Source organism: Mesorhizobium sp. BR1-1-13 (assembly GCF_020165515.1).
Taxonomy (GTDB): Bacteria; Pseudomonadota; Alphaproteobacteria; order Rhizobiales; family Rhizobiaceae; genus Mesorhizobium.
Map to the genome: position 1 here is coordinate 337,920 of NZ_JAIUIH010000005.1, position 15,182 is coordinate 353,101.

Consider the following 15,182-nt stretch of genomic DNA (forward strand, 5'->3'; position numbering starts at 1 on the left):
TCGCGCAGGCCAGATGGAGCACACAGGCAATCCACAACCAAGAACTCCGCCTCCTTCTGAAGGAACGCCAGAATATCCGGCAGCACTTTCACCTACTGGGCTTCGCGCGTCGAAACCCACACTTGGGGAGGAAGTGAGCCCTCACAAGCTAGGCGGTCGCTACCGGCGGCTTTACCTGCTTCTTGCTCGCCTCGTAGGCCTTTCTGCGACGCCGCTTGGACTCGCCAATGCGCCAGGTCTTGGATTTTACGATATCGCAGTAGGTCTCGAACGACTGTATCGCAGCGGGCTCCAAATCTTCGCTGGCATAAAACTCGGCTATCCGCTCGGGCAGGACCGCAGTGCTGCCGTTCCCAAGCGAACAGTTGAAAATGTCGATCTGCTCGGCGGGTTCTCGCGTCTTGTCCGTGTTCAGAACGAACCCCGCCTCCGCAACGGCGGCGACGAGGTCGTCGAACGCGGATTTCAGCTCAGCCTGGTCCGAGCCGGACAGGCACAGGTCATCCATATAGACGGACGGCGTGATGCTACCGGGCAAAGCGCGCAGGAAAACGCCTATGGGAGATTCAGCAAGTACGAGCGTTGCCAAGATAGGAGACTGTACGAAGCCATAGGGCAGGACGTAGCCGCCGCCCTCAAACGGATTTTTCACCGTTGACCATTTCGCATAGTGTTCAGACTTAGAGACGCCGATGCTTTTCAGGATGCGTTTCACGCGGTTGCGTTTGACGCTGTAGAAGAAGCGACTGATGTCGACCCGGCAGAAGAATTTGTTCTTCCTGTGTCGGTGGAGGGCAGCGACATGAGAGCCCTCCTTGAAATGGTAAATGAACTTGTCGAAGCTATACTTTGCGTTGATTTTACGCTTGAGCCGCTTGCCCAATTCCGAGCTGAACGCGTTCGGAACGAATATGGGTTTTCCGTTCTTCCAATAGGAATGCCGGAAGTTTTCGAAGGTCTCGGGCATAGTTGACCACCTTGCTGATCAGTTCAATGATGGCTTCGGCATTCTGCAGCAGCAGAAGCGTGACCGTCAGGACTGATTCAGCAAGGTGAAGGCGCTTCAGATGTTTTTTCATCGGCGTTCTCCATTGCTAGACCTCGGCCGACCTGCAACCTCATCATCACGATGGAGTTGTCAACTGAGAGAGGGTATCTCGAAGTCCAGTCCCCGGGTGCTTCCCGAAGGTCCCACCAAGTCACATGGACCAGCGCGAGGGTGCAGCCTAACGCCGAAGTCACGCGAGAGATATTGATAATGTCTCCGCAATTCAATGGCGCTAATCCGTAGTGCGTCAAATTTTTACGAGCAAGCGAGACAGCGCCCGGAACAGGAATACCCTTCTTAGGAATCGGCTCGAAGCAAATACGACGATGTGCTACCAATTCAGCGTGTCACTGTAGGATTTGTGTCGGTTTCGTAATGGCCCGCTGGCGAGGTTCCCATAGCACGAAAATGGAAAGTTCCTTTTTGTTCCATTTATAGCGAGTAGCTTGGAGCGACTGTTGAAAACTACGATCATACGGTCGCATGTCACGGAGCCGAAGCAGCAACGCTTCCAAGGAGCTACCAGGCGAGACGCCGAGAGAGCCGCACGACACGAATTCGGCCATTGGCTATCAGCCAAGCGTGCCGGCTTCGAAACGCACGGGATCTCATTGACAATGATCGGCTACTACGACCACTACAAAGGCCACGTGGAGATGACTTTGCAAGAGGACCTAAGGTCCGTCGATTCTATCACTGACTATGCCCGCCGCCGCATTATGGTCCTGCTTAGCGGGGCAATGTCGGAATGGCTAAAAGAGGGGAAAGTCGATGAGGGCTATGCTCAGCGAGAGCTCCAGCCCGGAGGGCGTGCTGTCAATGACATGAAGGGCGTGAGCGAATTGGTGCGGATAATCCGCAATGCGACGTACTCGGTGAGCCAAGACGCAGAGGAACATCAAAAACAGTTGGACGACATCTACAAACCCATTTGGAGGGAAACCGTCGCCTTCATAGAGGCGGAGCACGAACTAATTACGAACATGGGTTTGTCGATCTCGGAACGGGGGCAAATACTTGAAAGAACCCTTTGGAATGTCAGAGCAGGAATTACTTGCGATCGCAGCTATCCAAGCATGGCAAGCTCGGCAAGTGACGCCGCAAGCCTAGACTTTGATCGACTGGCTTGCATCGTTCGAGATATCACGAAGGCATTGAGGCACGGCAGGGTATGCCCTGATGTGACGTCACAAGACACCGCAGCGCCCATGTAACAGCTGGGTTCACACTGACTATTTGTGACAAAGTAGCCTCGGGCCTAAACCTTGAGGTGACACCTATGAGCCGCATTGGCTATGCTCGCGTCACGAATGCGAGGCTTCGTAGACTAGCAACCGTTTTAGACTCCCTCCGTCCTCGTGACTTGTCGCCACGCGTTTGGACCGGCCCCGTCGCGACACGCGCGGCGCTCTCAACTTGATCCACGAGTGCGAACAGCGGGAAGCCTTCGTGACCGTCCTGGACCCTCACCGGGGAGAGATGGGTCACATTGTCCTGACGGTGTTGGGGATGGTCGTTCAGATGTAGCGCCGGTTCATCAAGAGCGGCAGCGGGATGGCATTGAAATCCGGCGCGCTGCTCCGCAACGTGGCCATCAATCTGGCTTAAAGAGAAGAGCTGCCAAGGCACGGGAGAAAAGCGCCGCCGGTGGATCGGCGTGGGCGACGAGCAGGCGATCTCCACGCAGAGTTTTTGGCCTCACCTGAAAGTATCCGAGGCGTGAAGTGGAGGATGCCCTCTAGTGGGTACAGACGCGATCCAGCGCGATGGCTCGAGTTTTGCCGACGTGCCCTCGGTCGTGGCATGGTAGGCCCCAAGACCACCTTCGTTACCTCGCAGGAGCCGCAGTATGGACAAGAAGGAAGCCGCACAGGAGATAATGCAGATCGTAAGAGGTGAGCTGGCGAGCGCCAGGAGCGCGGCAGAGGGGCACCAATCTTGGCGAAAAATCAATGACGCGATGATCAAACTAAGGAGAATCGCTTCCATTTTGGACTACGACAGGGAGCCCTCAAAACCTGTCAATCATATTTGATATTCTTGCGACGACCGAGATCGGTGGAACTTTATATTTTGGATCGGTCGGCGCGGACGAGCAACGTGCTCCAGGACTGCGCGGTCGCAAATAGCTTGTGCGCCGCGCTGTCCGTCCCGGTACTGCCCCATGAGCGACTAAATCTCGGCTATGGTTCCCGGCTCAACGACAGCAGGAGCTGCGCTACGCGACGGCGAGCGCATTGAGCCGCTCTTCCGCAGCGCACATTCAAGGCCTACGCCCGATTGGTGGCGTGTAGTCGACGTGCCAATGCGGCCCGTGGGTTGCATCCGGCTCCGGGCCGACATGCGCGCCCCAACTTTCCAGCGCGCGCTGCACTTCGGTTTGCTGGCGATGATTTCCAAGTGGAATGGAAATATCGCGGGCGCGGTCATCCAGATGGTTGCTAACCGTAGCCCCGCGTGCGCGGGCTCGGTGTATTATCTGTTCGAACGCCTCGGTGGCTTGCGATCGAGTAGCGCGAGGATGTTGAGCGGCCCATTCGTCCATCTCCCGAATGTGCTGGGCCTGACGATATACACTCAGGAACTGCGTACGGTTCGAAAGCCGCCGCTCCGCCATCAATTCAGCTTGGCGGCGGACGGTCCGCATTCCGCCAGTAACGTGTATGTTCATGTGGGGAAATTGCCGCTGCAGTTCTCGAACAAGCGCGTCAAGGGTCGTCGGCGGCGAGACACGTTCCCATGTTTCGAGACTCGGCTGTTGAGCGCCGTGTCGAATATGGCCCCCGCCAAAATCGGGACGAACCTCAACCAGCACACGGGTTGACCCGACCTTGAGAAGAGTTCCCGAAATTCTAAGCATTGATGAAACGGCAGCACGGTTTGATGGCTGCTTATGCTAGCCTTTTGCGTCAGGAAAAACAAATGTCGCATTGCTGTGCTCGATCGCCGAGCGTAGCACCTATCGGGCACGGGTCGCCGCACGAGACATAAGCCGCTCTGGTGCCCACGAGCGACTAGCTAGAAGGCAATCTTTATTCCGAGCTTGGCGCCGATGGTGGAACTGTCGGACGACGCCTTGCCACGGACTTCGCCGTTGACGGTGGTCAACTCCGAGATCTTCAGGTTGAACCCCGCCGTCAGCGCCATGGAAAAATCCGCATCGTCGAAGTCGATCTTTCGGGTACCGATTTCGGTCGTGTTCTTGTAGTCGAAACGCTGCTGCAATTCGCCTCGCGCATAGGGGCTGAACACCATGCCGTTGCTAAGCGTGTAATCGCCATAGATGCCGGGCTCTAACTTGATCGCGCCAAAGGAGAGCTGGCTCTTGCCGAACTCGTTGCCGCCGCTGTCGGTATAGGGATCGCCGCGGAACGAAACGCCAAGCAGTCCGCCACGCAGGTCAAATCGGGTGCGTTCGCCCAGGGTGAAGATATGCCCGACCGATCCCGTGACCGCGTAGCCCCTGGTGTCATAGCTGCCAGTGGTGCCGAGCACGCCGTTGGTCACATCGCTTCCGCCGAAGAAGCCGGAGGCGGAGACTAGCGCGTAGTTGTAGTCCTTGCGAAACAGCGCGTAACCGCCGAACATGCCGGCCTTGTTGGTGCCTTCGCCGATGGCATCAAATCCGTTGAACGCACCGAGGCTGACGTCGGTCGAGGCATAGCCGGCGAAAACGCCGATGTTCAGGCCATACTCCTTGTCGAACTGGAAGTGTTTGGCGGCATTGAAATCCAGGCTGATGGCGGCCGAAAAATCATTGGCATCGAAGCTCGGGCCGGGGCCATTCAAACCACCGCCGCTGATGTTGTAGCCGTCATGCTCAGTATGAGCGAACTGGCCGGAGGCAAAGACGCCGAAGCTAGACGAAACCGGCACCATTCCAGAGCCGCTTGCGGGCGAGAGAGGAAGGTCGGCATCGAGCGCGTCGCGGTTTATGCCATAGACAGCGTCGATTGCCACGTCGACCGCGCCGGCATTGGTGGCGCTGGTGGGCGCCGCGGCAATGCCGAAATTGGCTGGTGTGGCACGCAGGAACAAGCCGCCTGGGCCAGTTACGAGTTGATAGGTAAAAAGCGAACCCGGCGTGCCGGGAATCCCCAGGACATTGAAGGTCCCGGTAACCGGCCCGCTGGCGAAGACGATGATCGGGATATCGGTCGCCTGGGCGAATTGCGGCGTGCCCAGCAGATTGACGAGGATGGTGTTGGTGCCGGTTGCCGAAAACGTGCCGGTGACGATCTTGTCCGCCTGGACCGTCTGCTGATTGATATCGAGCCCAAGCTTGGCATTGTTGAGCGCAAGACCGCCAAGCGTGAATATGTCATCGGCAACGCCGTCGAGCATGGTGATGGTCGACCCAACCACGTTGGCCGTACCGCTCAGACCGGCGTTGCCATCGATGATGAGCGTGGAGCCATCCACCAAATTCAGCAAGTTAATAAAGTTCATGCCCGTGCCGAATTTGATTGTCGAGGGGTCGACGGTGACGCTGTCAAATCCTTCAAACAACTGGGTCTTCGTGCCGCCCGCAGAGAGGTCAGTATTGATAATGGTGGCAACGGCGTTGGTTCCGCTGAAGACGACTCCGTCGCGCAGGCTGACTGGCGCTGGCGAAAGCGGGTCGTTGATGACGAGACTGGACAGACCGGTGATATTGCCACCGATTGCGCCGCCAGTCAGAGTGACCGTTTCGGCCTCGACATCACCGGCGATTGAACCGCCTGACATCGCGACCTGGTCGATACCGCTGCCCCCTGTGACATCGCCGCCGATCGAGCCGCCCGAGACGGTGATCTGGTCGGCGCCATCATTACCCGCGACGAAGGAGTCGATTATGCCGCCGTCGACGGTCAGGGTGTCGTTCCCGTTGCCGCCGCTCACGGCGCTGCCAAGATGACCGCCGGTCATCGTGAATGTGTCGTCGCCGTCTTCAAGTCCGACTGCATCAGGCCCGATCGCGGCACTACCCTGGATGTATGCGGTGCCCGAAATGATCACTGTGTCGTTCTGGCTGCCTGCGAAGATCGAGCCATCGATCGTACCGCCGCTCGCATTGAAAGTGTTGCCACCACCAAGACCAAACACCGATCCCGTAGTCCTGCCGCCCGTTACGCTGACCAAGTCCGGGTTGCCTCCCGAAAGCAGGATATTGCCGCTGATCATACCGCCCATCTGGTTGATAGTGTTGGGGGCGCTCGCCGTCAGATCGATCGCGCTGCCGGCAGTGCCGGTGATCGAGCCTGTGTTGGAGATCGTGACCGCGGCCGCCGTGTTTGCGAGAATACCCGTTGCGCCTGCGATTGAACCGGCGTTGTTCACGCTCGCTGCGCGGCCGGTGCCCGACACAAGCTCGATGCCGACCGTGGTTCCGCTTACTGTCGCGCCGCTTCCCACCGTCACCGTGGTCGTCGAACTGGTGACGGTGGATTCGTTGCGCGCGTAGATGCCCGCGCCGCCATTGCCTGTCACCATGCCAGTGGCGGTGATCGACAGTGAGCCTGTGCCCCCGTTGAGAGCGCGGATGGCATCTATGCCACCGCTCACATTCGCAGCGCTGATCGTGAGATCTGCACCGGAACTGTTGTCGGTAAGAATGCCGATATTTGTCGTGCCTGTCACTGAACCGGTGGCATTGATCGACAAGGCGCCGCTTCCCCTGTTGATTGCGGCAATGCCGTATCCCCCGCTGCCGTAAGAGGTAAAGGGATACCCTACAGCACCCGCACCGCTCACCACGCCAGTGGTGGTGACCGAGAGCGCGCCGCTTCCATTGTTAAGGGCGACGATGCCGGAGGATGCACCGCTCACGTCTACGGCGTTGATCGTCAGATTGGTGCCATCGTTGTTGGCGTAGATGCCGTCTGCCCCAAGTCTGCACTCGCAAGATTCATAGCCCATTCCCTCGCCGCTGACAGCGCCAGTGGCAGTGATCGAAAGCGCACCGCTTCCATTGTTAAGGGCGACGATGCCTGAGGATCCTCCGCTCACATCCGCGACCTTTATCGTAACATTGGTTCCATAGTTGCGAGCGAAAATGCCACTATATGTCGCTCCCTTTACTGCACCGGTGGCCGCGATATACAGCTCCCCGCTCCCGAGATTGTATGCGCTAATGCCGGCGTACCCACCTGTCACCTCCGCCGCTTTGATTGTCAGATCGGTACCGGCCGAGCTGTTGATTGCGAGGAGGCCGGCGCCTGCCGTGCCCATCACTGTGCCCGTTGTCGTGATCGACAACGCGCCACCCCCATTGTTGCGGGCTTCGATACCGTTAAGTTGGCCAACAATAGTGGATGAATAGTTGTCGGTGAACGTCAGGCCACCTGTGCCGGTCAGCGTGAAGGCGTTGCCGCCGCTCCCCTCGCTGGTTAGTCTGGTGTCGATGCTGAATCCAGGGACTGTGGTCACGGTCAGGGGCTGTGGTTCGTCGGGGAGCGCCTGTTCCGCCGTGAGCGTGCCACCGCAGCTGTAGGTACCGCCGAGAAGCGTGCAGTCGGCAGAGGCACGGCGGACATATCCACGGTAGCCGCCCAAGAACGCGCTCGTCGCGAGCGCGCTACCGAGCACAAATCGGTGGCGCAGACTGAGCGCCGGCCCGTCCGTATTTCGCAGTTTCGCACCCTGCCTCATGATTGTCACCCACTCATACCTTGGTCGTTGGCTGCCGAGGGCGGCACGACAGCCGCCGCGACAGAATCGTTCGATGGCAATTGCGGCAGCGCCCCACCCGGCGCATGGCTGACGACGGTTGCCGCGTTGGCCGAGCCCGGGCTCACTGCCATCGGGCAGGCGAAGCCGGGGATCACGGCAAGGTCGTAGAGCTCGGCCACCTGGCCGTCGATGCGGAACCAGTCGACGCAGTTACCCTTCTCAAGGTCGATGACCTGGATGCCGCACCATGGCTCCGAATCGGCTGCCGCAAGGCGGGCGTCGAGCGCCAACCCCTCGAAGCGCCGGTAGCGCGGCTTGGAAAGTCCTACGAATGCGTACTTCCCGCAAAATGCCAGCCCACGCAGGAAGCCCGGGCAGAACGCGACTGGGTCGAAGCGGCCCGTACCGCCATTCTTCGGCAGCTCCACGCATCCGAGCTCGCCGGTGCCGGAGTTGAGCAGCCACAGTGCACCCCGGTGAAGGCGCGGCGAATGCGGCATGGAGAGCCCCTCGCACACGATCGTGCCGGTCCTGACGTCGATCACGACGCCACCGTCGGAGCGCCGGTCGCGCCAGCCGTCGATTGTGTCGGAACGGCTGACAGCCGTGACGTAGGCGGGTTCGCCCTCCTGCATCGCCAAGCCATTCAGGTGGCATCGGTCCTCGTCTACCAGCGTCGAGACGAAAGGCGGCCGCCACACTTCCGCGAAGCTGTAACGGTCTGACAGGACAGCAAGGCAGTTGAAGCGTGTATTGACGAATATCGGTTGGCCGGCCGCCCCTATGCCGACGTCATGCGCGTCGAGTTCCCCGGTCACGTGCACGGTGCGCGGCACGTAGCAGGCGTCAAAGATCTCATTGGCCCGCTGGTGCGCTTCCAGCGCGTTGACAAAGCGCACGAGATGGAAGCCTGCCGCTAGCATGAGCGTCCCGTCGGAGGCATAGGCCAGCCCCATCGGCCGTAGAATCGGCGTCTGGTGAACGTTGAGCCCGCCGGTCATCGGGTTGCGGCCGATGATATAGAACAGGCCGGACTGGTATGAGGTGACCGCGAGCGCAATATCCAGCGCCTTCAGCCGCGCCACCAGCCCAGCCGACATCGAATAGGTGAGATCGGGCGAGGCTTCGGCCGGTTCGCTCTCTTCCGGGAAGGGCCCGCCCGCAGCTTCCCCGCTTGCGCGCGCAGCCATGGTGCCGATCTCCACAAATCAACTAATTAGGAATCTATGATCTCAGCTAACTAGGAATTTAGGAATGCATCATCTCCGGCTAATGTATGATCTCAGCTTCACCCAAAAGGCAAACCTTAAATGGACTGACAGAGATCATGATGCGAGGAACTCTGTCCCCCTGTTGCTCTTCGGCAACGGCAATAATTCTTGAGCAGCGACGTGACAGCGGGGCCTAAGTTCGAAGTTCAGCAGAACGCCTGACAATCATTGGCAGACGTGGACGGTAAAATGGACACGACCGCGAACTCGGTCACAGCATTTAATATAATCCGACTTCTGTTTAGTTCTCGGTATCGAGCGATCATTGCCTGTTTAGACATCTGCGCCGACTGTTTCCGCATCCGAAAAGCTGCCCGCCTCACGCTAATTGTCCGAGAAGATGCTGACGCGTGGGTGATTTCGCCCCTTAGCGAAGCGGGAAACCATGCGGGCTGCGTGGCAGGACATTCGCAAGCCATTGACCCCGCCAACGATCAATAACGGCCAGTGCTCCATCGGGCGTAGCGTTCGCGCAGATGCGCGTTTATGCGCTTGGCTACTCCTTGATCAGGCGCCGGCAAGATCAGATTGGTACGCTCTTACAGCGGACGCATTGTGGTTTAACGCGCCTCCATTCAGCTGAGCAGCAGGGCCCGACGGACTGGCGCCATCGTTGCCGCAGCTAAAACACACCACCAATGCCTATGCCGCCACTGATGTCTGGTGGGGGGGGCGCGGGGCGTCTCGGGGCGGTCTGCGAGCGTTTCGCAGTCTTGCCCCCGGGACTGGGACGCGCGGTGACGGCGTCCGAGGCTACTTTAGCCGGCTTGGGCTTCACGATGACCGGCTGCTTGCAAATCCTGCCCGAGCGCAGAAAGAGATCGCCGAGCAGTCCGACGCTTGGCTCTGCCGTCGTTACGACCTGCTTGGTATTTCTGTAGTAGTCGGTGAGAGCACGGACTGAGCCCTTGCCCCAATCCCCATCGACCTGCATCCGGTAGCAACCCAGGCGACGAAGTTCCGTCTGAATATTGCGCGCCAGATCGCCCGTCTTGTCCTTGTCCGGCTCGCCTGCGGATGCCCCCACGATAAGGGTTTCGAGACCAGAGACGACACTTCGGCGGGCGTCTTCAACTCTTTCGGTTGGAGACAGATTGGCGACCTGAGTGCCAACCGGCTCCGGCAAGACGGCTGACGGTGCCGGAATCTCGACCGAGCGCAACGTCTGTCCAACGATAAGCACGGCGGTTTGCAGGTCATTGGAGGCAAGTTCGACCTGCAATCTCTTCTTTGCTGTGGGGTCTGCCAGGATACGTGAAAGGCTTGCGCTCAACTGTGCTGGATCAAGTACCTGTTGCTCCGTGAAGTAGAACTGCTCGCGCAGGTTCGATTGATCCCACGGCACTTGACGGCCGACCGTCAGCGCTTCGGTTTCGTTGCGCACGCGGATCATCATGTCCGAAATGCTGAGCCCGGGGATCTCGAGGTTCTTCAGCAGAGCAACGGTGAACGGGCTGTTTTCGCCGCCGCCATCGGCCGTGACATTGCCGGGCTGAGTGGCAAAGGCAACGAACGTGTTTTCGCCGACTTCAACTTGCGCCAGACCATTGCCGGACCCGGCGCCGAGCGGATTGTTGCGGCACGCGTCCAGGAATATGAACGTCTGGCGGTCGCGGCGCCCGAATCTTGCGATCACATCATTCAGCTTGATGGCGGCGGCGGTCAGTTTTTCCAGGCTTTCAGGATCGGGCGTATCGACCGGGAGCAGGTAGTTTTCGCCGTTTAACTGCACGCCATGACCGGCGTAGAAAATCAAAACTGCGCTGACCGTAGGCAGCCTTGCATCGGCTTCTCGAAGGAGCTTGGAAAACCCTTCGCTCGAAAGATCGGTGCCCGTCAGGACTTCGAAATTTAGCCGCTTCAAGCTCTCTGATAGCCTTGTGGCGTCGTTCACAGCATTGGGCAGATGCTCAAGTCGGCTGCTTTGATAGTTCGAATTGCCGATGACGATCGCCAACCGGTTGGGCGGCTGCGGCGAGGGGGTCTGCTCAACCGCGGCGCGAGCGCCAGCCGAGCCAAGAAGCAGGAAAAGCAGAAACAGTGGGACACGAAACAGAAGTCTGTTGCAGTGGGTCATGTCAGCATGCTCGCTCCAGCCTGCCTCAATCTTGGTCCAGCAACCTTCCAACCGCACCACAACGCAGGCCACAATTGGGCCTGAGCGCCTGCCCCATGCCGGCGAAGGTCACCAAAATTTATACCAAGAAACCTGTCAAGGATAGGGAAAAGGGATCTGTATGCGCTCGGTGATTGGAGTGAGGAGGACAACATGCCTCTTGCGCGGCCCGATATGGAGCAGCCAACAAAGCGGATTAGGCGATCGCTGTAACCGGGCCACAGACTGGCCAAGCATATCAATCGGGATACTCGCCAACCGAGAGCAAGTGTTCTATTGTGTCTGTGGACGCCGCATGATCGGACGTCGCTACGCCAGCCGGGTTCGGCGGGCAGGGGGTTCCATGTTCGAGATCCTCGGATTTTGGTCGAAAGCACGGCCAAGCTGGCGCGCCACAAAGGCGCTCGGTTTGACCATTGTGCTGTCCGCGGTCATTTTGTCCGGACTGGGAACCGCGAACGCGCAGACAAACTGGACGCTCGATCCGACTGCTTCGGTCCTCACCTATCAGTCGGTCAAGAAGAACACGATCGTCGAAACCAACAAGATCAGGAATATTTCGGGCAGCCTTACTTCGGACGGAGACGCCAAGATCACCTTCGACCTCAACTCAGTCGATACGGGGGTCGACCTGCGCAACGTCCGGATGCGGTTCCTTTTCTTTGAGACCTTCAAGTTTCCAACCGCCGAACTGACGGCGAAAGTGGATCCGGCGGCATTTGCCGACCTTCCCACCAAGCGACGTATGAAGGCAGTTCTCCCATTCCGTCTCAACATGCATGGGGTCGACAAGGATCTTGAGGCCAATGTCGTGGTGACCATGGTCAGCGACAACATGGTTTCGGTCGCCTCGGAGGCCCCTGTCGCGGTGCATGTGGAGGACTTCGGTCTATTGCCCAATGTCGACAAGCTCCAACAGGCGGCCAATGTGACCAATATTGTTCCCACCGCGTCGGTGTCGTTCGACTTTGTTTTCACCGCGGACGGCAGCAAGCCAGCCCTCGCCCAGACCGTTGCGGCAAACACTGAGGTCGGGCCTGTGGCCACCGATGCGGCGAAGACCAACTTCAGCGATGAGGAATGCCTCAACAGGTTTGCGGTGCTGTCCCGCACCGGGGCGATCTATTTTCGCCCCGCGAGCGCGCGGCTCGATACCCAAAGCCGGCCGCTCCTTGCGGAGGTCGTCGGTGTCGTCAGCAAATGCCCGGGCCTAAAGGTCGAAGTTTCCGGATATACCGATGCCGATGGACCGGTTGCAGAGAACAAGCGTTTGTCGGAGCGCAGGGCCCAGGCAGTGGCCGACGCCATTGTTGGGGCGGGCATTCCGCGTACGCAGATCACGGCGACAGGCTACGGCGAGGAGCGCCCAGTCGCGGCCAACGACACGCCGAAGAACAAGGCGCTCAATCGGCGCATCGAGTTTTCCGCCACCAAGCTCGTCAACTGAGGAAGGATTTGTTGTCCCGGTGGGTTTCGATCTAATCGCCCGTCGCAGTGGCCTTGTTCGCGCAATCGGGCTCGCGGCGGTTGCGCTGCTTTTCACCTTGACGGCAGCCAATGCCGAACGCCGTACAGCCCTGGTGCTTGGCAACTCCCAGTATCAGCATGCCCCGGCACTCACCAATCCGGTGCGCGACGCCAAAGCCATGGCCGAAAGCCTGAAAGATCTTGGTTTTGAGGTCGTTTCCGGCTTCGATCTGACCAAGTTGCAGACCCAGACGACAATAGCGCAGTTCGCAAAGCAAGTGCGCGGGGCAGACATCGCGCTTTTCTTCTATGCGGGCCATGGCTTGCAGGTCTCGGGCAGCAATTACCTTCTTCCGGTCGATGCCGCGCTGGAGGACGAGACCTCGCTCGACTTCGAGGCGGTGCCTGTGGATTTTATTTTGCGGCAGATGTCGCGTGAGACCAGCGTAAGGCTGATTTTTCTCGATGCCTGTCGTGACAATCCCCTTGCCGAGGTGTTGGCAAAAACCGCCGGCGTCAAGGGAGCGAAAAGCGGCCTTGCAGAAATCCCGATCGAGAATGGTGGCGCCGGCACGCTTGTCGCGTTCGCCACCAGCCCAAATCAGGTCGCCTATGACGGATCGAGCGAACATTCGCCGTTCACCTCGGCGCTGCTTGCGCATATCGGCGAAACGAATGTGTCCATCAGCGAGGCAATGAACCGTGTTACCGCCGATGTCTTCAGGACAACCGGCGGCAAACAGCGCCCTTGGAGCAATGTCTCGCTGACCACTGAGGTCGTCCTGCACAAGGTCGATCTCAACGCGCCGCTGATTGTGGGCGAGGCGAGTGCCCCGGAAGGCGGCTCGGATATGCGCAACGCCACGGCCAATCCGGCGGGCTCCGCTGACGAGAGCGAACTTGCACTCAATATGCTCCGTCAGAAAATCCCAAAGCTTGCCTCTGACGACCCCATCTTTTTCGACCGTCCGATCAATTTCGGTGATCCCGAAATCGATGGGAAAAGTATTGCGGAACTCATAAAGGGCGAGCCACGCTTTAGTCCGGTGGAGGGCCTCGACAATTCGGTATGGAAAGGCAAGCATTGCAACGGCTGCCACGATTGGAACGAGACCCGGCTGTGTGATCAGGCGAAGAATTTCGCCACCAACGACGTCTCCGTTCTGCGCTTACAGCATCCGCTTGGGACACGTTTCAAGGTGGCGCTCGCCAAGTGGGCTCAAGGTGGCTGCAAGTAGGCGGGGCGGGATGGCATCCGACCAAATTTCCGTCTTGGTGAATGCTCTAATATGCGTCCGCTGATTGGTGCAGTGCCTCGATCTCGGCCATCTGGATGCCCATTTCGACGAACGCCGACAGCACGGAAAAACGGTCGGCGAGCGCGACACGTGCGAGGCCGGTCAGAATTCCGGCACTGATCGCATGGGCAAGAGGAAATGGTTGCAGGGCCGATACCGACGTCGCGTCCATTTCAGCACCGTCTTCATGCGATCCCGCAGCCAAGGCAATCCAGCCGACGGGGGTTGTTGGCGGCCTCGCCGCCGCGGCTATGAGATCTGCTCGATGGCGGGGGCTGTCCGGTTCGCCCACCCAGTCACGAACAAGGGCGAGCAACTCGTGATCGGCCTGATCGAACCGGTCGCTTAGGTGGCTGAGGCATTCGTGGGCCCACCAGACCGCAGCCCGCTCGGGAAGCAGGTAGGCGCAAAATGTAATCGCTTCCTCGGGAATACCCCCGGCGAGGAGGTCACGGCAAAACGCGAGCGAGGGCTGTTCGGTTGGTGGAGTCCGCATCTCCTTGCCAATCGCGGGACACGCCGTGAAAAGGTCCCGTGCCGTTTTGAATCGGAGCCCATTGACCATGAACGCCACGCTTTCATCCAGGAGCTTTGGCCACTCAAGCCTCCGGCGCGGCGCGGGTCAAGTCTCAAGCCGTGCCGCGTCAAAACAGTCGAGCCGATTTCGCCTCCGACGTTTGGCGACAGACAATCGCGCTGGAATTTGGTATGCTGCCGGTCAATTAAAATCGGATGCTCAAAATCGGATACTCAAACAGGAGGAGCGCTATGCTGTGGAAACGTTCAGCCTTTGTGTTGGCGGTCGTGTGTTTCTCGACCCATGCCAGCGCCGACCCGGCTCGGAAATCAGAAGACATCGTGAAGTTTTTTGCCGGTGCAGCTAACCTTGGCAAGTCTCGAGGAATTTGTGTTGGCTCCGAAGAGGAGTGCAAAAGCAAGAGGACGCCAGATGCGCAAAAAGGAGGCAAATCCAACCTCGACATGCTGATCAATTTCGGGTTGGACTCCGCCGAGCTCGACGCGACTGCTCGAGCTGAGCTCGAAGAGTTCGCCAAGGCGTTGAAGGACAACCGGCTGAGCACTTTCAACTTCGTGGTCGAAGGCTACACCGACGCCACCGGCACGGTGCACTACAACCAAGGCTTGTCACAACGAAGAGCGAAATCGGTAGCGGCCTTCCTGACGGCCAGCGGTATTGAGCCCGCGCGCATCAATGCCGTCGGCATGGGCGAAAACAACCCGCGCAATGCCAACCCGTACGATCCTGCGAACCGCCGCGTGGAAATGCGGATAAAGACACAATAGCCGTTCCAAACTGCGCGGCGGCCGTG

Annotated in this window: 12 protein-coding genes; 6 read left to right on the forward strand and 6 right to left on the reverse strand. The window is 59.1% G+C overall.

The window, feature by feature from the left end; translation table 11 throughout:
• Positions 1 to 148: 148 nt before the first annotated feature.
• Both LB533_RS15170 and LB533_RS15175 read right to left on the reverse strand, forming a co-directional pair.
• Positions 149 to 883, reverse strand: coding sequence for a reverse transcriptase domain-containing protein (locus LB533_RS15170; RefSeq protein ID WP_224677587.1), 735 nt, complete (start codon positions 881 to 883; stop codon positions 149 to 151).
• Complete coding sequence (locus LB533_RS15175) at positions 861 to 1,079, reverse strand: hypothetical protein (protein WP_224677588.1); 219 nt, start codon at positions 1,077 to 1,079, stop codon at positions 861 to 863. Before LB533_RS15175 ends, LB533_RS15170 begins: the two co-directional genes overlap by 23 nt.
• Positions 1,080 to 1,665: 586 nt before the next feature.
• On the opposite strand from LB533_RS15175, the gene LB533_RS15180 reads away from it, so the two are divergent.
• The 3 genes from LB533_RS15180 to LB533_RS15195 all read left to right on the forward strand — a co-directional run bounded on the left by LB533_RS15180 (position 1,666) and on the right by LB533_RS15195 (position 3,872).
• The gene (locus LB533_RS15180; RefSeq protein ID WP_224677589.1) at positions 1,666 to 2,262 is read left to right on the forward strand and encodes a hypothetical protein; all 597 of its coding nucleotides are present in this window, start codon (positions 1,666 to 1,668) and stop codon (positions 2,260 to 2,262) included.
• 635 nt (positions 2,263 to 2,897) lie between these two features.
• On the forward strand, positions 2,898 to 3,083 hold the full coding sequence (locus tag LB533_RS15190; RefSeq protein WP_224677590.1) for a hypothetical protein: 186 nt from the start codon (positions 2,898 to 2,900) through the stop codon (positions 3,081 to 3,083).
• Between the two features lie 306 nt (positions 3,084 to 3,389).
• Positions 3,390 to 3,872, forward strand: a complete 483-nt coding sequence (locus LB533_RS15195) for a hypothetical protein (RefSeq protein ID WP_224677591.1) — start codon at positions 3,390 to 3,392, stop codon at positions 3,870 to 3,872.
• 194 nt (positions 3,873 to 4,066) lie between these two features.
• Here LB533_RS15195 and LB533_RS15200 read toward each other — a convergent pair whose 3' ends face one another.
• The 3 genes from LB533_RS15200 to LB533_RS15210 form a co-directional block, all read right to left on the reverse strand.
• Positions 4,067 to 7,678, reverse strand: a complete 3,612-nt coding sequence (locus tag LB533_RS15200) for an autotransporter (RefSeq protein WP_224677592.1) — start codon at positions 7,676 to 7,678, stop codon at positions 4,067 to 4,069.
• A gap of 5 nt (positions 7,679 to 7,683) precedes the next feature.
• On the reverse strand, positions 7,684 to 8,889 hold the full coding sequence (locus LB533_RS15205) for a TIGR03032 family protein (protein ID WP_224677594.1): 1,206 nt from the start codon (positions 8,887 to 8,889) through the stop codon (positions 7,684 to 7,686).
• Between the two features lie 703 nt (positions 8,890 to 9,592).
• Positions 9,593 to 11,047 carry a caspase domain-containing protein gene (locus LB533_RS15210; protein ID WP_224677595.1) on the reverse strand — a complete coding sequence of 485 codons (1,455 nt, stop codon included), beginning with the start codon at positions 11,045 to 11,047 and terminating at the stop codon, positions 9,593 to 9,595.
• Between the two features lie 382 nt (positions 11,048 to 11,429).
• Between LB533_RS15210 and LB533_RS15215 the strand changes: the two genes are divergently transcribed.
• Positions 11,430 to 12,533: an OmpA family protein gene (locus LB533_RS15215; RefSeq protein ID WP_224677596.1), complete on the forward strand. Its 1,104-nt coding sequence runs from the start codon at positions 11,430 to 11,432 to the stop codon at positions 12,531 to 12,533.
• Positions 12,534 to 12,552: 19 nt separating this feature from the next.
• Positions 12,553 to 13,791: a caspase domain-containing protein gene (locus tag LB533_RS15220; protein ID WP_224677598.1), complete on the forward strand. Its 1,239-nt coding sequence runs from the start codon at positions 12,553 to 12,555 to the stop codon at positions 13,789 to 13,791.
• Positions 13,792 to 13,837: 46 nt separating this feature from the next.
• On the opposite strand, the gene LB533_RS15225 is transcribed toward LB533_RS15220, so the two are convergent.
• Positions 13,838 to 14,416 carry a DUF6931 family protein gene (locus LB533_RS15225; protein WP_140552977.1) on the reverse strand — a complete coding sequence of 193 codons (579 nt, stop codon included), beginning with the start codon at positions 14,414 to 14,416 and terminating at the stop codon, positions 13,838 to 13,840.
• A gap of 203 nt (positions 14,417 to 14,619) precedes the next feature.
• Between LB533_RS15225 and LB533_RS15230 the strand changes: the two genes are divergently transcribed.
• Entirely contained in the window at positions 14,620 to 15,156 is a 537-nt protein-coding gene (locus tag LB533_RS15230) for an OmpA family protein (RefSeq protein WP_224677599.1), read from the forward strand.
• Positions 15,157 to 15,182: the final 26 nt, after the last annotated feature.

Excerpts from the sequence above, each read along its gene's own strand:
- LB533_RS15190 (WP_224677590.1), top strand. The coding sequence starts at position 2,898 with ATGGACAAGAAGGAAGCCGCACAGGAGATAATGCAGATCGTAAGAGGT.
- LB533_RS15175 (WP_224677588.1), bottom strand. The coding sequence starts at position 1,079 with ATGAAAAAACATCTGAAGCGCCTTCACCTTGCTGAATCAGTCCTGACG.
- LB533_RS15205 (WP_224677594.1), bottom strand. The coding sequence starts at position 8,889 with ATGGCTGCGCGCGCAAGCGGGGAAGCTGCGGGCGGGCCCTTCCCGGAA.
- LB533_RS15230 (WP_224677599.1), top strand. The coding sequence starts at position 14,620 with ATGCTGTGGAAACGTTCAGCCTTTGTGTTGGCGGTCGTGTGTTTCTCG.
- LB533_RS15195 (WP_224677591.1), top strand. The coding sequence starts at position 3,390 with ATGCGCGCCCCAACTTTCCAGCGCGCGCTGCACTTCGGTTTGCTGGCG.
- LB533_RS15180 (WP_224677589.1), top strand. The coding sequence starts at position 1,666 with ATGATCGGCTACTACGACCACTACAAAGGCCACGTGGAGATGACTTTG.
- LB533_RS15215 (WP_224677596.1), top strand. The coding sequence starts at position 11,430 with ATGTTCGAGATCCTCGGATTTTGGTCGAAAGCACGGCCAAGCTGGCGC.
- LB533_RS15225 (WP_140552977.1), bottom strand. The coding sequence starts at position 14,416 with ATGGTCAATGGGCTCCGATTCAAAACGGCACGGGACCTTTTCACGGCG.
- LB533_RS15210 (WP_224677595.1), bottom strand. The coding sequence starts at position 11,047 with ATGACCCACTGCAACAGACTTCTGTTTCGTGTCCCACTGTTTCTGCTT.
- LB533_RS15200 (WP_224677592.1), bottom strand. The coding sequence starts at position 7,678 with ATGAGGCAGGGTGCGAAACTGCGAAATACGGACGGGCCGGCGCTCAGT.